The 21283-nt window shown below is 54.2% G+C and carries 22 protein-coding genes; 11 read left to right on the top strand and 11 right to left on the bottom strand.

Features of this window, described 5'->3' with window-relative positions:
- Positions 1 to 403: 403 nt before the first annotated feature.
- From WFL93_RS03995 to WFL93_RS03970, 6 genes are all read right to left on the bottom strand, one after another.
- Positions 404 to 871 (bottom strand): hypothetical protein, encoded by a 468-nt coding sequence (locus WFL93_RS03995; RefSeq protein ID WP_007890739.1) that lies wholly within the window; start codon positions 869 to 871, stop codon positions 404 to 406.
- An 87-nt stretch (positions 872 to 958) separates the two neighbouring features.
- Positions 959 to 1912 (bottom strand): HpcH/HpaI aldolase/citrate lyase family protein, encoded by a 954-nt coding sequence (locus tag WFL93_RS03990; protein ID WP_336777286.1) that lies wholly within the window; start codon positions 1910 to 1912, stop codon positions 959 to 961.
- The gene (locus WFL93_RS03985) at positions 1912 to 2991 is read right to left on the bottom strand and encodes a cysteine protease StiP family protein (protein ID WP_336777285.1); all 1080 of its coding nucleotides are present in this window, start codon (positions 2989 to 2991) and stop codon (positions 1912 to 1914) included. Before WFL93_RS03985 ends, WFL93_RS03990 begins: the two co-directional genes overlap by 1 nt.
- Position 2992: 1 nt before the next feature.
- Complete coding sequence (locus WFL93_RS03980) at positions 2993 to 3766, bottom strand: hypothetical protein (protein WP_336777284.1); 774 nt, start codon at positions 3764 to 3766, stop codon at positions 2993 to 2995.
- On the bottom strand, positions 3759 to 4886 hold the full coding sequence (locus tag WFL93_RS03975; RefSeq protein WP_336777283.1) for a phosphoribosyltransferase domain-containing protein: 1128 nt from the start codon (positions 4884 to 4886) through the stop codon (positions 3759 to 3761). Before WFL93_RS03975 ends, WFL93_RS03980 begins: the two co-directional genes overlap by 8 nt.
- A 10-nt stretch (positions 4887 to 4896) precedes the next feature.
- Entirely contained in the window at positions 4897 to 5955 is a 1059-nt protein-coding gene (locus WFL93_RS03970; RefSeq protein ID WP_336777282.1) for an ATP-grasp domain-containing protein, read from the bottom strand.
- 320 nt (positions 5956 to 6275) lie between these two features.
- On the opposite strand from WFL93_RS03970, the gene WFL93_RS03965 reads away from it, so the two are divergent.
- The 7 genes from WFL93_RS03965 to WFL93_RS03935 all read left to right on the top strand — a co-directional run bounded on the left by WFL93_RS03965 (position 6276) and on the right by WFL93_RS03935 (position 12177).
- Positions 6276 to 6860, top strand: a complete 585-nt coding sequence (locus tag WFL93_RS03965; RefSeq protein WP_007890733.1) for a TerD family protein — start codon at positions 6276 to 6278, stop codon at positions 6858 to 6860.
- Positions 6860 to 8041, top strand: coding sequence for a TerD family protein (locus WFL93_RS03960; protein WP_336777281.1), 1182 nt, complete (start codon positions 6860 to 6862; stop codon positions 8039 to 8041). The genes WFL93_RS03965 and WFL93_RS03960 overlap by 1 nt, the downstream gene beginning before the upstream one ends.
- Before the next feature lie 20 nt (positions 8042 to 8061).
- Complete coding sequence (locus WFL93_RS03955; protein WP_007890731.1) at positions 8062 to 8517, top strand: tellurite resistance TerB family protein; 456 nt, start codon at positions 8062 to 8064, stop codon at positions 8515 to 8517.
- A 23-nt stretch (positions 8518 to 8540) separates the two neighbouring features.
- The gene (locus tag WFL93_RS03950) at positions 8541 to 9578 is read left to right on the top strand and encodes a TerC/Alx family metal homeostasis membrane protein (RefSeq protein WP_336777280.1); all 1038 of its coding nucleotides are present in this window, start codon (positions 8541 to 8543) and stop codon (positions 9576 to 9578) included.
- A 50-nt stretch (positions 9579 to 9628) separates the two neighbouring features.
- On the top strand, positions 9629 to 10207 hold the full coding sequence (locus WFL93_RS03945; RefSeq protein WP_137385348.1) for a TerD family protein: 579 nt from the start codon (positions 9629 to 9631) through the stop codon (positions 10205 to 10207).
- Between the two features lie 69 nt (positions 10208 to 10276).
- Entirely contained in the window at positions 10277 to 10852 is a 576-nt protein-coding gene (locus tag WFL93_RS03940) for a TerD family protein (RefSeq protein ID WP_049850873.1), read from the top strand.
- Positions 10853 to 10935: 83 nt separating this feature from the next.
- Positions 10936 to 12177 (top strand): vWA domain-containing protein, encoded by a 1242-nt coding sequence (locus WFL93_RS03935; RefSeq protein ID WP_336777279.1) that lies wholly within the window; start codon positions 10936 to 10938, stop codon positions 12175 to 12177.
- A gap of 18 nt (positions 12178 to 12195) precedes the next feature.
- Here the strand turns inward: WFL93_RS03935 and WFL93_RS03930 are convergent, their stop codons facing one another.
- Both WFL93_RS03930 and WFL93_RS03925 read right to left on the bottom strand, forming a co-directional pair.
- Positions 12196 to 12876: an HAD family hydrolase gene (locus tag WFL93_RS03930; RefSeq protein WP_007890726.1), complete on the bottom strand. Its 681-nt coding sequence runs from the start codon at positions 12874 to 12876 to the stop codon at positions 12196 to 12198.
- A gap of 111 nt (positions 12877 to 12987) precedes the next feature.
- Positions 12988 to 14112: an AI-2E family transporter gene (locus tag WFL93_RS03925; RefSeq protein WP_007890725.1), complete on the bottom strand. Its 1125-nt coding sequence runs from the start codon at positions 14110 to 14112 to the stop codon at positions 12988 to 12990.
- A 281-nt stretch (positions 14113 to 14393) separates the two neighbouring features.
- Here WFL93_RS03925 and WFL93_RS03920 point away from each other — a divergent pair, with 281 nt between their 5' ends.
- Positions 14394 to 14633 carry a DUF1272 domain-containing protein gene (locus tag WFL93_RS03920; RefSeq protein ID WP_336777278.1) on the top strand — a complete coding sequence of 80 codons (240 nt, stop codon included), beginning with the start codon at positions 14394 to 14396 and terminating at the stop codon, positions 14631 to 14633.
- On the opposite strand, the gene WFL93_RS03915 is transcribed toward WFL93_RS03920, so the two are convergent.
- The gene (locus WFL93_RS03915; protein WP_180823238.1) at positions 14585 to 15097 is read right to left on the bottom strand and encodes a DUF523 domain-containing protein; all 513 of its coding nucleotides are present in this window, start codon (positions 15095 to 15097) and stop codon (positions 14585 to 14587) included. The two genes, WFL93_RS03920 and WFL93_RS03915, sit on opposite strands and share 49 nt — an antisense overlap.
- Positions 15098 to 15862: 765 nt before the next feature.
- Between WFL93_RS03915 and WFL93_RS03910 the strand changes: the two genes are divergently transcribed.
- Both WFL93_RS03910 and WFL93_RS03905 read left to right on the top strand, forming a co-directional pair.
- Complete coding sequence (locus WFL93_RS03910; protein ID WP_336777277.1) at positions 15863 to 16354, top strand: RcnB family protein; 492 nt, start codon at positions 15863 to 15865, stop codon at positions 16352 to 16354.
- A gap of 109 nt (positions 16355 to 16463) precedes the next feature.
- The gene (locus WFL93_RS03905) at positions 16464 to 17297 is read left to right on the top strand and encodes a Cof-type HAD-IIB family hydrolase (protein WP_049850878.1); all 834 of its coding nucleotides are present in this window, start codon (positions 16464 to 16466) and stop codon (positions 17295 to 17297) included.
- Between the two features lie 42 nt (positions 17298 to 17339).
- On the opposite strand, the gene WFL93_RS03900 is transcribed toward WFL93_RS03905, so the two are convergent.
- A complete protein-coding gene (locus tag WFL93_RS03900) occupies positions 17340 to 18485 on the bottom strand; it encodes an iron-containing alcohol dehydrogenase (RefSeq protein WP_336777276.1) in 1146 nt (381 codons plus the stop codon).
- Positions 18486 to 18775: 290 nt separating this feature from the next.
- On the opposite strand from WFL93_RS03900, the gene gntT reads away from it, so the two are divergent.
- Positions 18776 to 20092: a gluconate transporter gene (gntT, locus tag WFL93_RS03895; protein ID WP_049850880.1), complete on the top strand. Its 1317-nt coding sequence runs from the start codon at positions 18776 to 18778 to the stop codon at positions 20090 to 20092.
- 39 nt (positions 20093 to 20131) lie between these two features.
- On the opposite strand, the gene WFL93_RS03890 is transcribed toward gntT, so the two are convergent.
- Positions 20132 to 21214, bottom strand: a complete 1083-nt coding sequence (locus WFL93_RS03890; RefSeq protein WP_336777275.1) for a malate/lactate/ureidoglycolate dehydrogenase — start codon at positions 21212 to 21214, stop codon at positions 20132 to 20134.
- Between the last annotated feature and the right edge of the window lie 69 nt (positions 21215 to 21283).

The raw sequence follows: 21283 nt of genomic DNA, 5'->3' as shown, positions 1-21283 counted from the left end.
TATCAAGCTGGAAATTCAAATTTTGGAATGCGGCTCTATTTACGAACTGATTTTAACGATGCTGTTAAAAGTAACTTTAACGTTATCTATTAACAGGTGCTAATAGGTTATTATCGTTGATTTAATTGGGTTTTAATTTTTTGGCTTGGTTTGCAGCATACGATGTCATAAAACCGCAGGGCTGCAGCCTGATGGAGATAGTAAGGCTATATTTATCCGGCGAGTAGTATGTATGCGCGAAAATGAATGGAGTTACGGTGGCGTTAATAATGAGAGTAAAAAAATTATATTGTTTTGGCTTTAATGAGTTTTGCAGTTTTATGTTCTCATGGAAGTTTTTAATTAACGTTAATGCATATATTTATCAGCCTATTTTAAGGTCGTTTTTAGATATTATTAACTTTTACTTTTTTACCTGCCGCAACCGCGCAATCAACTCATCCAGCCCGCTCTCCACCAGCATCTCTACCGCATCGCTCCGTGTGGTTTCACTCAACCGTACAACCTGATCGATTTTCCTCAAAACAGACATGCGTAATGACAGCGACACCGCTTTCTTTTTCTCTTTGTCGAGAAATACCCGGCTGACTGTTTCGCTCTGCTGCAGTTCAGCGTTGAGCTTGAGTGCTTCATTAATATGACGCAGGCTTTTTTTGTCGAGTTTGCCAGCGTCAGTCAACTGATAGCAGTGGGTGAGGCGGCTGTACTTGATCTCCGCAGACCAGGATTCACGCAGTTCTTTTAGCGCGCGCGTCAGCGTGGGTTCGGAGCAGTCGAGCGAGGCTAAAATGCGGCTGGACGCTATCGGTTTGCCGCTGCTGAGCAGTGAGGCCAGCATAAATACGCGTGTCTGTCGGGTACTGAGTTGCATGGTCGATTGAGGCCTGCGTTAAAGTTCAATGGTCTGTATCGCCCTCCTGGCAAACGGTTTTCGACAGTATCAGAGGGTGTTTAAATATCAGGTAAATAGGTTCCGAAAAACCGGCGCATCCTCAGATCGGGTATCCGGTGCAATGCCATATTCCTGCGCGCGCGCCAGGATCGCGGCGGCCCAGCGGCGATGCGTCGCCGGTTCGCACATCGCGCCCTGCGATTTGAAAACCGCCTGGCTGGAGTTGAGGATGCGGAACGCGTCAGCCTGATCGCTGGCCGAAACCATCAGCATCTCCTGAATCTTGCCGATCTGGCTGGGATGGATGGCGGTTTTGCCCACTAAACCGTGCGCAATATCCAGCGCCAGTTCCTGATCCATAGTCTGCTGATCGTCGATGTGCTCGCACACCGGTGCGGTCAGCGCAAAATCACGCGAAGCAAACACCGCCACCAGCATTTTAATGGTGTAACCCATCGGACTGTCATACAGCGTGAATTGACGCGAGCGGCGCAAAGAGAGCACATTCATCAAGTCGTTACCGCCAATGCGCAGGGCGATCACCCGCTGGCGGCAGGGATGGTTCTGCAGCGTGAGAGCCAGCTCGCGCATCGCCACCACGTCAAACACCTCTTCGGTTTCCAGCGTCGGCATCATGCATAGATGGCTCGGTTCGAGAATCTGCCACCATACCGGCAAAGAATCGGCGGTGAATTTCGGCAGCACAAAACCATCGATCGCGCTGAGGTTGAGGTTTTTCACCAGCCATGCGCCCATCTCGCTGTTGCGTGGACGGACAAAAACCAGCGGCCACTGCGCGTTGCCATTAGCGCGCTGTTCGGCATTCAACACCTGCAAAATTTGCTGCAGATTGTGCAGCGCCTGCGGCAGATCGGCATCACTCACCGCATCTTCCAGGCAGATCACCAGCGAGCGCAGGCCGCTGATTTTATTGTGCAGAATGGCATCGACGATATCGCTGCGCACCGCCGGCATATATAGCGTTGCGCCCAAACGCCACGGAGAGAGACGGTCGTTCATCACAGCACCTTTTTGATTATCGTCACGGCGCGGTATTGCCCAAGATCGGCTCCCGCTTCTGTGATGGTTAGCCCTTTTTGTTGGGCCAGATAGACCAGCAGCGCCACGTCGGGATCGTCCACCGAACGCACCAGCACCTGATCCGGCACACGACGCAGCACGGCGCGCGTGGCTTCGGCGATGCCCGGCTTGATGCGATTAATGCTGTTCACCTGATAACGTGCCGCCAGCATGGCGATCACCGCTTCACTTTGCGCGACTAGCCGTTGCTGATGTTGTGGATCCTGCTGGCAAGCGGGCAGGGTGCTGATATCCAGCGCGCGCGCGTATTCCGCCACGGTGTTCACCAACTGCTGACTGCAATCGTATTGCTCCAAATGGTCGCACTGCACGCAGCCGTGCAAGCCCTCTTCAGACCACAACGAGCGCGAGATCAAGCCCGACACCGGCGCGCCCATAATGCCAAACGGGATCAGCCAGTCATCATCGCTGGCCGAAAGCCACGCCCGACCACAAGGATCGGCCAGCACCACTAAACGTGGTTGCACCGGATAGCCGGGACGCTGTTCCAGGCTGCGGATTAGCTCACCGGTGATGGCGCCTTTGCCGGTCCAGCCATCGACGAACACAATGCCTTCGCTGCCGTGGCGCGCTTCAATGATGTCCAGCGCCGCGCTATCAATGCCGCGATCGCGGATGATGCTGATGCCGTAATGGTGCGATTCGCGGCCCATCGCGCGCAGCGCCTGTTGCAGCATTACGCCGAGCGGCACGCCCGCGCGCACCAGGCTTACCAGCACAATCGGCGTGTCGCCAAACTGCTGTGCCAGCGTCCGCGCGAGCATGGTGACCTCTTTCGCCAGCCGGCCCGCGCCCTGATCCAGCGCGCGGGAAAACAGCTCGAGGTGCCAGCGCGTCGGTTCCGGTTCCTGGCTCAGCATCTCGGAGTAGTGACGCGCGCCGGATTGGATCAGCTGCTCTTTTTGCTCGACCGGCGTCATGTCGATTTCGACCGGTTTCAGCAAAAATTCGACGTCGCCGGGTTGGTAGGATCCAGAGAAAGGCAGGTTATTCACCATCTCATTGTTCTCCGAATAGGGATTGGTTGATGCGCTCGGCAAACTGGCTTTGACGTGGAATGCCGTACCAGCTGCACAGCTTCATAAAGCGGTGATCGCTAAGGCTGTCGCCAAGGCCAATCACCGGGAACACGCCGCGTTCTCTACGCAGTTTTTCCAGCAGAAAGCTGACGGCTAAGCCTTTTTCCACCACGTTCGGCAGCCAGGCCACATTGTTACTGTTGCGATGGATGTAGTAGCCGGCAGTCGGGAAGCGTTGCTCGATTTCATCGGCGATGGCGTAAAGCTCTGCGAGCCGCGTGCTGTCGCGATGCTTCATCACCAGATAGATCGGCGTCACGCCATATTCATAGTTGATGCGCGCCCACCCATTGATGTCGCGTTCTGCCATCAGGTCGGTAATCGCCTGCTGCATGGAGAGCAGCGCTGGACCGTAAGGCGTGAGTTGTTCCAGCATGTGCGCGCGCCATTCGGCATCTTCCTCACCTTGCGGATTGAGGATCACTGCGCCGTGCGTGGTCACTGCCCAGGAACGGAAAGGGACTTGCACGCGGGCAATCTCTTCGGTGCCGCGTGCGGTGACCGGGATCAAATCGGCTTGCTCAATCATCCAGTCGACGAGCATCGACTGCTCCTCAGTCATAAAGCTGCGAGGCTGCAGGCTGAGATCGAGCGCGCCGGTGCGGAACGGCTCGAGATCCAGCTCGTCCACCATTTTGCGGCGCGTTTGAAATAGCGTGTCGTCAAGGTCGGAAAAAATCACCGGCTTATTCATAGCTAATCACCTCAACCTGGGGCGCAACCTTGGCCAGTGCCGCGGTTAACAGCGGATCCACGCTGTCGACGGGCGTTTCGATGCACAACAAAATGCGGTCAAACTGCTGATGCGCCACGTTATAAACGAAGTTAGCGATGCCGAGGCCGTAGTTATCGCCGAAGGCAATCGCCGATTCGATGGCAAAACCGGTGGCGATCGGTGAACGCGTGGTGGAGCTGTATTTCACCTGCGCGCCCTGCGCCGCCAGCCGTTCGGCCAGCAGGAAGGGTTCCCAGACAAATTCACTGCTGCCGAGCACGAGAATTTTCTCTCCCGGCTGCGCCTGAATGGCTGTACCGAGATCGGCGGTGGGGGCTGCCATGCCGAGTCGGCCCCAGCTCTGTTTACCGGTAATTGGCACGGTGGCAGCATCGTTGAGTGCGACGGCGGGCAGCGGCGGCAGCGCGGCATCCGGGTCCTGCTGCCAGTGCCAGTCACCTTGCACCAGCGATATGCTGCGCAGCGCAACCGGACAGCGCGCGGCTAGCGCCTCGCCGCTCCAGTCGGTGAGGGTGACGGCGATAACCTGCTCGATCTGCTTTAAGCCGCCGTCGTTGCGCAGCGCTTCGAGCAGATTGATAAAGGTGTTGCCGGTGGTGGCTTCGTCATCAATCATCACCAGCGTGCGCGCATTCAGCACCCGATGGCGCAGCTGCGCGTCATCGGGCAAATAGATCAGATGATCGGTGGCGTGGCTATGATTCTCTTTAAACTCGCACAGTAAATCGGCCTGCTGCGCATGGCGCGTCGAGGTGAGATACACCGCTTCGCCTGCGCGCTGGCGCACTTCATCGAATACGCCTGCGCCCAAGCCAACGGCGGTTTCAGCCATGCCGATAAACAGCACCGGGCCCTCAGCGAAAGGCGGAAACTGCTCGGCCAGTTGGCGATAAACAGCGCGCATTTTTTCCGGCTCAACTGGAATATGGCGGCCGAGCACTTTACTGACGAACAGGAAAGCGCGCTTGGGATTGCGACGTTCGGCGATCTCAAACAGGTCGTCGATGGCGCTAATGCCGCCGGTGGGCGTGACGGTCAGCGTGCCGCATGAAAGCGTCCTGCTCCAAAGTGTGGTCATGGAATGTTCCTCATTGAACCTGGTTGGACAGGACGGAGTTGTAAGCGACCACGTCGCTCAGCGCGCGGACGGTGGCTGGCGCGAAGGCGCTGCGGGATTCGTCGATTGCCTGCTGCTGACTGATCAAGCCTAGCTGGCGTAGCGCAAACAAGCCGGGAAGATTTACGCCGCTGAAGCGCGTGTAACCAATGCCGCCGGAAGGACGCATATTGATCTCCAGTAATAACGGTTTGCCGCTGGCATCATTGCGCGTCTGCACGTTGATCAATCCATCGGCGCCCATGGCTGCAGCACAAGCTTGTGCCAGCTCGAAGGCTTCGCCGCTGTGCTCGAGATACTGCAACGCACCTTCTTTGCGACGCGCCACGGCGGCCAGCACTTTGCCGTTTTCCGCCAGCATATCGACGGAATATTCCGGCCCCGGCAGCCACGGCATTAATACCAGCGGTTCCATGCTGTCGGCGGCTTCCAGCGCCTGAAGGTAATATTTTGCATTAACCCGGCGTGCATCCGGATGAGTAAACGCCGCCATCGGCGAGACGCTTTCATCAAACTGCCAGAATCCCATGCCATAAATGCCTTTAACCGGTTTTACGCACAGCGGCAGATCGCCAAACGGCTGGCTGGCGATCAGCTCACGTAACTGAGCCGGTGAGTCGACGCGCAGCGAAGGCACCACCGGCAGGTTGAGGCTCTCCATGCGCTGGGCAAACGCGACTTTATCGTCAGCCAGATCCAGCATGGCGAGATCGCGCGCGCCCGTGGTTAAGCGTGCGCCGCTGGCTTCAATGGCAGCGCGATGTGCCTCAAACCAATGGGCATGGCGGCCAGTATGAATCGCCTGAATGGCGTATTTTTCTACGGTAGAAAGAATAAATTCGAGGCGCTGATTAACATCGTTGGGTTCTATTAATGCATGATCCGCCAAAGAAAGTATTTCATTACGCTGTTGGCGATGCGATGCATAAATCGACACATTGTAGTTATTTTTTTTAGCTGTAGACGTAATGCCAGTAATTATATCGCGCTGGGAGGATAAACCTTCCATTAGCCAAATTTTGTGAGACATTTCTAATTATTTCCGCAGGAGGCTTGCCGGTGGGTTATGGATTGCGAGTGTATTTATCACGCCGTAACTAGTCAATCATAATATGATTTTTTACCCTAACGTAACCTTATGAATTTTAATGTAAAGAATTGTCATGTTTAGTGCGTGGGTTGAACCACGGTGATTTGCTTAAGTTGTTCTTATAAAACGATTTATTTTGTTTCATGAAATTGCTGTGAAAATTAATGCCGCTCATCAATATCATCATGATATGATTTTGGCCTCATGGAATTTGAAACAAATATAAAACCCTTTTCAAACCTGTTTGAAGGAATTATGACATGGTTTCATTAAGCAAGAATCAGACGGTCTCACTCAGCAAACAAACCGCTTCGCTGAATAAACTCCATTTCGGCTTAGGCTGGGATCCAATTAAAAAGAAAGGCTTCATGGGCAAGCTTTTCGGTGGCGGCAGTGATTCAATTGATCTCGATGCCAGCTGCGTATTACTGGATCAAGCCGGTAATGCCATTGATACCATCTGGTTCCGCGCATTGACCTCGAAATGCGGTGCCGTTAAGCACAGCGGCGATAACCGGACCGGCGAAGGCGATGGCGACGATGAAGTGATCAACGTCGAATTATCACGTCTGCCGGCCAACGTTGAGTATCTGGCGTTTACGGTGAACAGCTTCCAAGGCCAGACCTTCAACGAAGTGGAAAATGCTTTCTGCCGCGTCGTCGATCAAAACGGTAAAGAGCTGGCGCGCTATGAACTGACCGAGCAAGGCAGCCACACCGGCATCGTGATTGCTTCCCTGCACCGCAACGGCGGACTGTGGGACTTCACGGCGCATGGCCGCGCGAGCGCGGGTCGTACCATCGACGCGATGCAAAACGACATCGTTGCCGCAGTGGTGCGCTAATGAATATGACGCCGGGGAGCAATGCTCCCGTTCCCGCAAATCTGCTGACGGTGCGCGTGCTGTCTGGCGGCGCCGTTGATGCTTCGGCATTTCGTCTGTTTGCCAGCGGCAAAGTGAATGGCGATGCCGACATGGTGTTCTACGGTCAGCCGGATAACGATGACCGTACCATCAGCCTGAAAAGCGAAGGGCACAATTCTGCCTTTGCTGTCGATCTCAACCGCTTGCGTCCGGAGGTACAGAAAGTTGCCTTCACCGTCACCTGTGACGGCGGCCGCAACGTGTCGGGTTTGCAACGCCTGGCAATTCAGGTGGAGCAGGGCGGCGAAGTGCTGCTGAACGGCAGCGTGGAGCTGGTGGGACGTCAGGAAGCGGCGTTGATCCTCGGCGAACTGTACCGTCGCAATAATGACTGGAAATTCCGCTTTATTGCACAGGGTTTCAACGGCGGCCTGCAGCCGCTGGCGGAACATTTTGGTGTCGATGTGGCTGAGCCGGCACCAACGCCTGCTCCAGCGCCGCAGGCGGCTCCAGCACCAGCTCCAGCACCAACGCCTGCACCGGCAAAAATCAATCTGAGCAAAGTTTCTCTCACCAAAGAGAAACCAGCCATCAGCCTGACCAAGCGCGATAACTTCGGTGAAATCCGCATTAACCTCAACTGGCATCGTGAGACAAACAGCGGTGGCGGCGGATTGCGCTCCTTCTTCGGCGGCAACAAAGGCGTGGATCTCGATCTCGGCGCCTTCGTTGAGCTGCAAGACGGTTCGCGCGGCGTGATTCAGGCACTCGGCGGCAACTTTGGCGCCATGCATGCCAAACCTTTCGTACACTTGCAGGGCGACGATCGCACTGGCGAGGTTACCGATGGTGAATGGCTGCACATTAACGGTCGCGAGTGGAGCCAGATTCGTGAAGTGCTGATTTTTGCCTTCATCTACCAAGGCGCGGCCAGCTGGGACAAAACGGATGGCGTAGTGACGCTGCACATCCCAGACCAGCCACCGATTGAAACGCGTATGACGGAAGGGGAGAACCGCCGCAACATGTGTGCGATTGCTCGCCTCGTCAATGAGAACGGCAGTATCCGCGTCGAGCGTATCAATCAGTTCTTTAACGGGCATTCCGATATGGACAAAGCTTTCGGTTGGGGATTCAACTGGCGAGCCGGTTCTAAATAATTACAGACAGAGGATCTACTATGAGCTTTTTCAACAAGGTCAAAGGGGCATTTAACTCCGGCCGCGATGAGCTGACCAAACAGGTTAGCCGCTTTAAAAATAAGAAATTTATGCAGGGTACAGTTGCAGTCTGCGCGCGCATTGCGGTTGCAGATGGCGGCGTGAGCGCAGAAGAGAAGCAGAAGATGATCGGTTTTCTGCGTGCGTCTGAAGAATTGAAAGTTTTTGATACCACGGAAGTGATTGAGTTCTTCAACAAGCTGGTAAGCAGCTTCGATTTCGATCTGGAAATCGGCAAGGGCGAAACCATGAAGTACATCCTGGCATTAAAAGATCAGCCGGAAGCCGCGCAGTTGGCGATCCGTGTAGGTATTGCTGTCGGTAAAAGTGATGGTGATTTTGATGCTGACGAGCAAAAAGCGGTGCGCGAAATCGCCGTGGCTTTGGGCTTCGATCCAGCAATATTTGGGCTTTAAGTTTCGTCCTTTAAGGGTTAATCATGGTATCTACACACATTGGCTTTCCAGCTGAAACCGTCGCGGTGTTCATCGCGCTGTCAGTGGGGGCTATTTTTATCGACCTGTTCATGCACCGTGGCGACAAGCCAATTTCGCTGAAAAGCGCGGCGTTATGGTCGGTGTTCTGGGTTGCAGTGGCGATGGGTTTCGCCGGCTTCCTCTATATCCATCACGGCGCTGAAGTTGCCAGCCTGTTCGTGACCGGTTACGCGCTGGAGAAAGTTCTTTCCGTCGATAACCTGTTCGTGATGATGGCGATCTTCTCGTGGTTTGCCGTTCCGGACCGCTATCGTCACCGCGTGCTCTACTGGGGCATCATCGGTGCTATCGTCTTCAGGGGCATCTTCGTGGCGATCGGTACCGGCTTGCTGAGCCTCGGTCCGTACGTCGAAATCGTGTTTGCGCTGATCGTTGCGTGGACGGCGGTGATGATGCTGAAAAGCGGCGAAGACAGCGACGAGATCGAAGACTACTCGCAGCATCTTGCCTATCGCGGCGTGAAGCGCTTCTTCCCGATCTGGCCAAAAATGCGTGGCAACGCTTTCCTGCTGAATCAGAAGGAAGTCGATGAAGAGCTGCAGAAGCCAGAAAACAAAGATGTGACGGTCGGTCGCGGCAAGAAAGCGGCGCTGTATGCCACGCCGTTGATGCTGTGTGTGGCGGTGGTTGAACTCTCTGACGTGATGTTCGCCTTTGACTCGGTACCGGCGATTATCGCGGTGAGCCGTGAACCGCTGATCGTCTATAGCGCCATGATGTTCGCCATCCTCGGCTTGCGTACTCTGTATTTCGTCCTTGAAGCATTGAAGCAGTATCTGGTTCACCTGGAGAAAGCCGTTATCGTGCTGCTGTTCTTCATCGCGGTGAAACTGGGTCTGAATGCTACCGATCATATCTGGCATCACGGCTACAGCATCTCTGCTAGCGCCAGCCTGTTTGTGGTACTCGGCGTGTTAGCGGTCGGTATTGTGCTCAGCGTGATGTTCCCCGGGAAACCCGAGGAAAAAGAAGAGAGCTGATCTTCAACCAGTAATGAGTCTGAAAAATCATTAACCAAGAGGTAATTACAATGAGCGTTTCTCTTTCTAAAGGCGGTAACGTTTCGCTAAGCAAAGCGGCACCAACCATGAAAAACGTCCTCGTTGGCCTTGGCTGGGATGCACGTTCCACCGATGGTCAGGACTTTGACCTTGATGCGTCAGCGTTCTTGCTGTCCGCCAGCGGCAAAGTGCGCGGCGATGCTGACTTTATTTTCTATAACAACCTGGTCTCTTCTGACGGTTCCGTTTCGCACACCGGTGACAACCGTACCGGTGAAGGCGATGGCGATGATGAATCGCTGAAAATCAAATTGGACCTGATTCCCGCTGACGTCGACAAAATTGTATTTGTGGTCACCATCCACGATGCACAGACCCGTCGTCAGAGCTTTGGCCAGGTTTCAGGCGCGTTTATCCGCCTGGTTAACGATGACGACCGCAGTGAAGTGGCGCGTTACGATTTGACCGAAGATGCGTCAACCGAAACCGCCATGCTGTTTGGCGAGCTGTACCGCAACGGTGCCGAGTGGAAATTCCGTGCGGTTGGCCAGGGTTATGCCGGTGGTTTGGCCTCGGTATGTGCTCAGTACGGTATCAACGCGTCTTAATCGCTGACTTAACTCTCACGGGCAGCCGCGCGCTGCCCGCATCATCCAATTAAAAGCAGGAGCTTTAAAATGGCAGTTTCTCTGGTAAAAGGCGGTAACGTTTCCCTGACTAAAGAAGCACCAACCATGAATGTTGCCATGGCGGGTCTGGGTTGGGATGCACGTGTAACCGATGGTCAGGACTTTGACCTTGATGCTTCAGTGTTTATGGTTGGCGACGACGGTAAAGTGCTGAGCGACAGCGGCTTTATCTTCTTCAACAATAAGCTGAGCGCTTGTGGTTCCGTTGAGCATCAGGGCGATAACCGCACCGGTGCCGGCGATGGCGATGACGAGCAGGTGAAAATTACCCTGTCTCAAGTGCCGGCTGATGTGAAGAAGCTGGTGTTTGCGGTCACCATTTATGATGCAGAAGCGCGTAAGCAGAACTTCGGCATGGTGAGCAACAGCTTTATGCGTATCTTCAACAATGATAACGGCGCCGAAATCGCCCGTTTTGACCTGTCTGAAGATGCTTCGACCGAAACCGCAATGGTGTTTGGCGAGCTGTATCGCAACGGCACTGAATGGAAATTCAAAGCCGTTGGTCAAGGCTTCGCAGGCGGCCTGGCTGCACTGGCTTCGCAGCACGGCGTGAGCGTCTGATTTAAAATAGTGTTATTAAAGCCCCGGCTGGTCCGGGGCTTTTTACTATCTAAAGGACGCATCCTTAACAGGAGGTTAAAAGTATGATGTTACAACCGGGCCAGAATCTCCCGCTGCAAAGTATGCAGCTGACGCTTCACCTGCACTATGCCGCCACATCCACCTTCAGCGGTGAGGTGGATTGCAGCGTTTTCCTGCTCAATGCCAACGGCAAAGTGCGGGGTGATGACGACTTCATCTTCTTCAATCAGCCCTCCACAGCCAATCGCAGCGTGGTGATGCAAAACACGCCGCAGGGCAGCAGCCTCACGTTGGATCTGAATAAAATCGCTGCAGACGTAAGCAAGATTGCCATCACCTTAGTGATTGACGGCAATGAGATGCTGACCGCGCTCAACACGTTGACTCTGACAGCAGAGAATATTGCTCACTTCAGCCCGGAAACGCAGGGGCGCAGCGAGAAAGCGCTGATCCTGGCAGAAGTTTATCGTCACAACGGCGGCTGGAAACTGCGAGCATTAGGGCAGGGATTCAACGGTGGACTTGAACCTCTGGCACGCAATTTTGGCGTCGATATCGCGCAACCCACGGCGCAACCCGCTGCGCCAACGGTGGTTAGCCTGGAGAAAAAACTGCAGGAGAAAGCGCCGCGGTTAGTGAGCCTGGCAAAAAATGCCACCGTTAGCCTGAGCAAATATCAGCTGCAGACGGTAAAAGCGAGAGTGGCATTTGTGCTGGATGCTTCAGGATCGATGAAAGGGCAGTTTAGTAAGGGCAACGTGCAGGCGGTACTGGATCGTATTGCAGTGCTGGCGGCGCAGTTTGATGATGACGGTTCGATGGATGTCTGGGGCTTTGGTCAGCAACACGCAAAATATCCCGATGTCACGCTGGACAATCTTGATGGCTATATCGCTATGATTCAGCGTGGTGGCAAGCAGTCAGCGTGGGAGATTTTACCCGGACTGGGCGGCACCAATAACGAGCCGCCGGTAATGGAAGAGTTGAATGATACCTTCCGCCACAGTGACTTACCGGTATACGTAGTGTTTATTACCGATGGCGGCATCAGCAAAACGCGCGCCATTAAAGAGGCGATTCGCCGCTCGGCAAATTATCCGATCTTCTGGAAGTTCGTCGGGCTTGGCGGCAGTAACTACGGTATTCTGCAGGATCTGGATAACTTCAACGATCGCCGCATCGACAACACCCATTTCTTTGCCATCGATAATTTCGCCAGTCTGGCTGAGGATCGTTTGTATGATTTGCTGTTGGAGGAGTTTAAACCCTGGCTGGATGCGGCAAAGGCTGACCGGATTTACTGATCAGCCGATATAGCGCTGCTAAGGATCAAGACGCAACATGCGCAGTTTTTCCATCGGCACGCGGCGTTTTTTCCACGTTGGATGGAAATGACGCCAGTGCGGGTCCTGCGCGGCGGCCAGTAATTCAAAATCACCGCGCGTATCGCCCCAGGCGCGCAGGTGATAGTTATGCAGCGGACCGTAGACGCTTTCCAGTCGCTTGACCTTTTGCCCGCAGCGGCAGTTGTGACCGGTAATCTTGCCAGTGAGAATGCCGTCCACCACCTCTAATTGGGTGCCGATCAGATTGATGCCCAAACGCTCAGCAAACGGCTCTAACACCATCGCAGGCGAGGCGGAACAGATGGTCACTTGCGCGCTGGAGTTCACCTCAGCAGCCACCGCCAACAGGCCTGCCGGGCGCATCAACTTGTTCCAGTTTGCCGCGCAGAATAGCTGCGCCTGCTGACGAATCCACTTCTCCTCGACGCCGGTCAAAAAGGTTTTAATCAGCACTTCTTTCAGCTCATCACGCGTCAGCTTTTTCCGCATGCAGTGCAGCGTGGGCAGCGCTAACCTGGCAATTTTGCGCGCAAAAGCGCGTTTGCCAAAACTGAAGCGCAGAAACGGGATGAAGCTATCGTGAATGGTCAACGTGCCGTCAAAATCAAACACTGACAGCACCTGATTTTCACGCGCTAAGGAGGATTCCATGGACATGTTGTTCTCTTTTCGTGCAAGCCGTAATGAATGCAACGATGATAGCAAATGGTGAGACGATATTCTCATGCAGGATTGCGGCTACCGATAAACGGTAGCCGTTTGAAATGCTTACTCGTGAATCTTTCCCTCTTCCTCGCGGGTTTTACCTTCCTCGATAAACTCTTCGTCGATCTCTTCTGAGTTCTCACGGTTATCGCGACCGGAGAGCAGATTCCAGCAGGCAATAAACAGCGCGGCAATGAGCGGTCCAATCACAAAACCGTTGATGCCGTACACTTCCATGCCGCCCAACGTAGAGATCAAAATCAGGTAGTCAGGCATTTTGGTGTCTTTACCCACCAGCAGCGGACGCAGGATGTTATCCACCAGACCCACCACCACCACGAAGAAACCAATCAGGAACAGGGCTTTCCAGATGGCGCTAGTGGCGAAGAAGAAGATGGTCGCTGGCACCCAAACAATCGCCGAGCCCACCGCTGGAATCAGCGACAGGAACGCCATCAAGGTGCCCCATAACAAGCTGCCATCAATGCCGGTGATCCAGAAGGCGATGCCGCCAAGCACCCCTTGCACCACTGCAACCACCACCGTGCCTTTTACTGTGGCACGCGATACCGCCGCAAACTTCATCATCAGATGATGTTTAACGTAGGTTGAAAGCGGCAGCGCTTCCAGCATCAGATTGACCAGCCAGGCGCCGTCTTTCAACAGGAAGAACAGCAGGTAAAGCATCACGCCAAAACCAACGGTAAAGGTGAAGGTGCCTTTCCCGATCAGGAACACGCTGCCGGCCATGTACTGGCCGCCTTTCAGCGCAAAGCCAGAAAGCTTTTGCTGAATCTCTTGTGCGTTGTTCAGGTTGTTTTCAGCGAGATAGTTGCGCGCCCAGGAAGGCAGATGCTGCAGCAAATCAGCAAACACCGCCGGGAACTGTGCGGAGTTGTTTTGCAGCTTGGTGTACACCGTGTTGACTTCAACCACCATCGAAGAGGTGATCAGCGCCAGCGGGGTGAATACAATCAGGCAGATAATCAGTAACGTCGCAAACGACGCCAGGCCGTTACGATCGCCCATTTTGCGGCGCAGCAGCGACTTTAAGGGATGGAAGATCACCGCCAGAATCGCGGCCCAGAAAATGGCAGAGAAATAAGGTGTCAGCACATCAAAAAAGGCGAAGGTAACGATCGCCAAAATAACGATAAAAAAGCCTAAATTAAGTCCTTTAATACGCATTACATAGTCTCGTCAGTAGATATCGCGACTGAACTATAGAACGCCTGACGGGGATTGTAATGTTTTTAGCAAAGATGGTTCGCTTATAGCCGTCATCAATCAATCTGTAGGTGTGTGGGTTCGCAAGTCAAACGCTGGCGATTCATACAGTTGCCGTCTTTTTACTTTACATGGCCTCAAACACACTCTGTCCCAATTTGTCCGCTTGATGTCTGTTCATTGGCTGGTGCAGCGTCACGATTACGGTAATGATGGTGGCTGTAAATCTCAGGAGGAAAATCATGCTGGAACTACGTCCCAACTGCGAATGCTGCGACAAAGATTTGCCGCCGGAGTCGCCCGATGCGCGCATTTGCTCATTCGAATGCACCTTCTGTGTCACTTGTGCGGAAGGCTCGCTGGCGCAGCGCTGTCCGAACTGCAGCGGTGAACTGGTGCGACGACCGATTCGACCGGCGGCGGCGTTAGCGCGTCATCCCGCATCAACCACGCGACATTTATCCGCCTCCGCCACACGTTGAATCAACGCGGTCAGCTGTGATTCGGCAAACACTTCGATGCCGTGCTGCAGGAGCAATGCGGCAGCAACGCCTCGACCGGATTGCCGTTGGCCGCTAAAACTGCCGTTATAAACCTGCTGACTGCCGCAGGTTGGGCTGCCATCGGTGAGCAGAGCAAAACGGCAGTGTGCCTCTTGCGCCGCGCGCAGCGCTAACCATGCGGCTAATACGTAATGCTGCGTGACATCCCGGCCATCGGATTCAATGATGCGCGCCGCGCCGGTAAGCACCTGTTCCGCGCTGCCACCGGCAATTTCGGCCGGTAAACGTGGCGTGTGTAAACCGGCCGCCAACTCCGGACAGTGAATTACCAGCCGCTGTTCGCTGCGCCAGCGCGCTAACGTTGCTGAGACCAGCGCTTTATCGCTGGCGTTATAGCGCACTGCATACCCCATAAGACAGGCGCTAACTAATATTTTTTCCATGTAAACGTTTTCCTTAAATAACGGCGCTGGCAAAACCGTAGTATTAAAGCGTTACGTAACAAACGTAATATTGAGCGCAGTATTAATCACTGTCGTGTATTAATGGGGCGCGCAGGTGATGTTATCGTATTAATAGCGGGGGGAATGGTGAATAACGCTGAACTCTGATCGGTAAATCAACGTTTTTAACATGAGTATTCTGTTCATTTTATTGATAATTATGATTTTTATTGATTGGGGTGATGGTCTCTATGTCATCTTATAGCGCGATTTTTTATCTGCGTTGCGTTCTGGTCAGAGCACAGACCTTATTTATATTGAAACAACGTTGCGAAAAATTTTATTTTTTCCTGACGATTAATTTTTGCGTATTTTTCTGAAAAACAGCGCTTTTCCAAAGAAAGTTTCACATTTAAATGGTATTGTTTATCGGCAATGCTAGTGATGTGGCGTTGTGTGCTTCAGTTTTACCCTCAACTTTGTAGGGTTTACCCTCTTGATGTTATTTATGGAAATTGAATTATCCTCCCGATCCTGGCGATCGGGTTTTTCTTTTATTTCCTGGCCTGCCACCAATAAACGCTGTCACGTGCCTTCGATCCCGTTAATGTCAGAAAATACACAATCGTTAAGAAAGTGATAATTTGGCGTAATTTCCTGTAAGTATCGGGTTTTTAAGAGTTTTGGAAATGCTTTTCTGTCTCCATTTAATCAATAGTAATGCTCAACGGCAGCGTAACCGCCGTTATCATTGGAGGCAACACCATGAAAAAAACAACGCTCACTCTTATTGCGTCACTTATTGCATGCAGCACACTGTTTTCAGGCACCTCGTGGGCGGATGGCCCGGGGGATCAGCGCTGGCAGTCGCACGGCGGCGATCAGCATCAGGATCATGGACGCGGCCCGGATCATGGCGGTGACCGTGGACCGGATCGCGGCAATAATCACGACCGCGGCGACCGTCACGATCGCGGACCTGGCCCGGATCGTCACGACCGTTATGCCGACCACCGTATGCCGGAAGGTCATCATGGCGGCGATCGTTTCGCCTGGGGCGGCCATGATTTCCGCCGCGGCTATCCGGCACCGCCGGAGTTTCGTGGCCCGCACTATCGCGTAGATGACTGGCGCGATCGCGGTTTATATGAACCACCACGTGGTGAGCATTGGGCCAACATTGACGGTAATTATGTGCTGGTGGCCGCAGCAACCGGTATCGTCACGGCGATTCTGCTCAACGGCGGCTTTAACTAATTTCCCCTCACGGATGGCAGCGGCCATCCGTGTTTCTCTCCGCTTTATCCGCTCACCAGGTTATCCTCACTACGACCCGTTTTTCCTTTCAATACGTTAAGGAGTGATGATGACCGTGGTAAAAATGGTGGCGGTGGATAAAGACGGCACCTTCCTCGACGACAAAAAACAGTTTAATCGCGCGCGTTTTCACGCCTGCTATCAGCAAATGAAACAGCGTGGCATCAAATTTGTGGTAGCCAGCGGTAACCAATATTACCAACTCAAATCCTTCTTCCCCGATATCGCCAGCGAGATTGCCTTCGTGGCGGAAAATGGCGCATGGATTATCGATCGCGATGAAGAGTTGTTCTGTGGTTCGTTCTCTCGCCAGGACATTGATGCGGTGCTGGATACGTTACACAACGGCAATTATCCCGAGTTGCGCTACATTCTGTGCGGACGCGAAAGTGCCTACTACTTCGAAGGCCTCGATGAAAAATGGCTGGTGAAGATGCGTCACTATTGCCATCGCCTGAAGGCTATCCGCAGCCTGGATGAGGTGGCAGACGATAAGCTGTTTAAGTTCGCGCTCAATCTGTCGGATGATTATGTTGAACCGCTGATGGCGGACATCGAACGGCTGCATCACGGCGCCGCAGCGGCAACCTCCAGCGGTCACGGTTCAGTGGATTTGATTGTGCCGGGCAACCATAAAGGTCACGGCCTCGACCTGCTGGGCCAACGCTGGGGCATCGATCGCAGTGAAATTCTGGTGTTTGGCGACGGCGGAAACGATCTCGAAATGTTGCAGCAGTCCGGCTTTAGTTTTGCCATGGCCAACGCGCCGCAAAAGGTGAAAGACGCCGCACGCTTTGCAGCGCCCAGCAACAATGAAGAGGGTGTGTTACAGGTGATTGAGCAGATGCTGGCCGGTAAACCGCCGTTCAATATCTCAGCGTAGCGGCTTATCGCGCAGCGGGCGGCTTAGGCTGCCCGCTCACACTTAAACGATGCGCCAGGCGGCGGTGATCATCTCGGTTAACGTTGGTGCATCGTAGCTAACCCAACCGTTTTTGCTGTTGGCGCGTGCGACAATCCAGTCAACGTCGGTGGCTGACAGCGTGGGACCGTCCAGCCAGAAGGGCACAATGGCGTGCTGCTGGATCCACGCTTTCAGCGCTAAGGCAGGCGGGGCGGGATCGTCCGGCAGCAGCTGTTGACCGAGTTGTGCCATCAAACGTTGCTGCTCGGCATGTTCGGTTTCTGCCAGCACATCGAGGAACGGGAACAGCAAACGGCCACACACTTCACCGTGATGGAAGGGTTTGATAGCCCCCAGTTCGCCGGCAATTCCGTGGATCACGCCTAATCCGGCGCTGCTTAGACATACGCCGCCTAACCAGGATGCCATCATCATCGCTTCGCGCGCGGCATCACCACGCCCATCTTCACAATTTAAATCCGGCCACGCTTTGAAGAACAGCTGCAGACCGTTGAGCGCGGTTTGCTGAGTGAACAGGTTGCCTTTGCGCGACAGGTAAGCTTCGAATAAGTGGGTGAAGGCATCGATCGCGCAGGTTGCCAGCACGCTGTCCGGCGCGCCTTTCAGCAGGTCGGGATCGAGAATCGCCACCTGCGGCACAAATACCGGATGGCGCAGCGAAGCTTTGACCTGAATGTGTTGCTGATCGGTCACCACCGCGTTTTGCGTGGCTTCGCTACCGGTGCCTGCCGTGGTGGGGATGGCGATCAGCGGCAGGGTCACGGCTTGTACCGGCGTATCGCCCACTTTCTCCAGATAGCGTGCGGTGCTGAGCGGATGCTGCATCATGGCGCTGAAAGCTTTGGCGGCATCCAGTACGCTGCCGCCGCCAATCGCTACCACACGATCAACATGGCCGCGCCAGCGCCGCACCCAGCCATCGATCTCATCCGGCGAGGCTTCATGGCTGACGATCTCATAACCGATGATCTGATCGTTGAGCGCGTTCCCTAAACGCGCCCAGGCAGGACCATTCAGAAATGAGCGGCCACAAAACAGTAGCGTCGGCTGGGTATTGGCCGCCAGCAGCGGAATTAACTGGTCAATACTGCCGCGACCAAACAGGGTTTGTTGATTACTGTACAACTCGATCAGATTCTCACTCACCTGCACATCCTTCTTGTTTGGCGTAAAGACCTTAGTGTAACCAAAAGCCGTGACACTCCTGCTGCAAACATTCTGATAACCCTCAGGCAAAAAGTTGATCACCTTCGCAAAACAGAAATTCCGCCGCTGCGCCAGGTGCTTTATGCCCAATGTTACCCTTAACATGATACCCGTAACATCGTCGGAATGGGGAGGTTCCTGTTCCGCATGCTGCTGAATCTTATGTCCTCTGGGATAACCATAACAAACCGCTGCCGGTATCTCACCGCGCGCAAAAGTGGAGAAAAATTATGCCATTACTCTATGTGGCGATTGGCGTAGCGTTACTGCTGCTGCTGATGATCCGTTTCAAACTGAACGGATTTATTGCGCTGATTCTGGTAGCGCTGGCCGTGGGCGTGATGCAGGGCATGCCGGTCAATAAAGTTATCATCTCGATTAAAACCGGTGTTGGCGGCACGCTGGGCAGCCTCGCGCTGATCATGGGTTTCGGCGCGATGCTGGGTAAATTGCTGGCGGATTGTGGCGGGGCGCAGCGTATTGCTACCACGCTGATCGCGAAATTTGGCGAGAAGCATATTCAGTGGGCGCTGGTATTGACCGGTTTCACCGTGGGCTTTGCGCTGTTCTATGAAGTGGGCTTTGTCCTGATGCTGCCGCTGGTATTCAGTATCGCCGCCTCCGCACGGGTGCCACTGCTGTACGTTGGTGTGCCCATGGCCGCCGCGCTTTCGGTAACGCACGGTTTTCTGCCACCGCATCCGGGCCCAACGGCGATTGCCACCTTGTTCAACGCTGATATGGGTAAAACGCTGCTGTACGGTACGCTGCTGGGCATTCCCACGGTTATTCTCGCTGGTCCGGTTTATGCGCGTTTCCTGAAGAGCATCGATAAGCCGATCCCGGAAGGCTTGTGGAATCCCAAAACCTTTACTGAAGCAGAGATGCCGGGCTTTGGCGTTAGCGTCTGGACCGCATTGGTGCCGGTAGTGCTGATGGCGTTACGCGCGGTGGCAGAGATGCTGCTGCCGAAAGGTCACGTGCTGCTGCCGTACGCGGAGTTCTTTGGTGATCCGATCATGGCCACCCTGATTGCGGTGCTGATTGCTATCTTCACGTTCGGGTTGAACCGTGGACGCAGCATGGATGAGGTGATGGGCACCATTACCGATTCGATTAAAATCATCGCGATGATGCTGCTGATCATTGGCGGCGGCGGGGCGTTTAAGCAGGTGCTGGTGGACAGCGGCGTCGACAAATATATCGCTAATATGATGCATGAAACCAACCTTTCACCAATCTTCATGGCGTGGTCGATTGCTGCCGTGCTGCGTATTGCGTTGGGTTCGGCTACCGTGGCAGCGATTACCGCAGGCGGGATCGTCGCACCGCTGATCGTTACCAGCGGTGCCAGCCCCGAGTTGATGGTGATTGCGGTGGGTTCCGGCAGCGTGATTTTCTCTCACGTTAACGATCCGGGCTTCTGGTTGTTTAAGGAGTACTTCAACCTGACTATCGGCGAAACCTTCCGCTCATGGTCCGCACTGGAAACCATCATTTCAGTGTGCGGGCTGGTGGGGTGTTTGCTGCTCGCCAGCGTTATCTAAATCTTAAGGCTGAGGCGCTCTGCCTCAGCCGTTTGCGGTTTACTGCGTTAGCGCGCGGAACGCCGCAAGTTCTTCGGGCGGCATGCCTGCTTGCCGCGCTGCCTGGCAAATTTGCTCCCAGCTGTTGCTATCCAGTGGAATGCCGTCGCGGCCGCGCGTCACTCTGTTTTGCTCTTCCCACTCGCCCGGTACCTGAATGGGAGCATCGCCGTTTTGCGGTGACTGTTTCACCCAATCAAGGAATGATTCCGCTTCTTCCTGCATCGCCGGCGCGTCAAAAGCATCCGGATTAACAATGATGGTGGTCATGCAGTTAAAAATGGCATCGTGGCTGGTAACCAGTGTTGCATCATGCGTGGTGCGGCCGCCGGACAGCGCTCCGCCAAGAATTTCGCATAGAGTTGCCAGCGCATAGCCTTTGTGCAGCCCAAATGGCATCAGCGAACCGTACGGTTCCTGATGCATCACGCCGGGTTCGGTAGTGGGTTGGCCCTGATGATCAATGAGATAACCTGGCGCAACCTGCTGCTGTTTATTCCACGCCACCCGCGTTTTACCGAAGGCGATACCGCTGGTGGCGAAATCCAGCAGCAGCGGTGTGGCATTACGACGTGGGAAAATGGCACAGAACGGATTGGTGCCAAAACGGCGATCGCTGCCGTTAAACGGTGCCACCATCGGATCGCCCATAACGTTGACGAAGTGAAAAGAGACAAAACCGGCTGCGGCACACTGTTCCGCCCAATGACCGATGCGGCCAATATGGTGGGAATGGTGTAACCCCACCGCTGCAATACCTAACTTAGCGGCTCGTTCGATGCCGAGCTGCATCGCCTCAAAGGCCGCAACCTGGCCAAAACCGTTATGACCGTGCAGCGTTAATACGGCGCCGGCATCTTTTTCGAGGGTGGCATGTTGATTAAGCTGCAGAAAACCTTGTGCCAGTGAATTCATATAGCTGGGAATCATGCCGACGCCGTGTGAATCATGGCCAGCCAGGTTTGCGGCAACTAAGTGATCAGCAACCAATTGCGCTTCTTCCGCGCTGCTGCCTGCATGGAGCCAAATGGCTTGGACAAACTGATGAAGGTGGGAAGGGGGAATACGATGCTGGCTACTCACGCGGTCAATCTCCTTATCATGGTCAATAGCGCATCCTGCGACGAAAACAGTGATAACCGCAAGTCAGCA

This window comes from Pantoea sp. USHLN256 (assembly GCF_037149875.1).
Lineage (GTDB): Bacteria > Pseudomonadota > Gammaproteobacteria > Enterobacterales > Enterobacteriaceae > Pantoea > Pantoea nemavictus.
The sequence above is the reverse complement of the archived record's forward strand: the minus strand, read 5'-3'. Positions and strand labels throughout refer to the sequence as shown.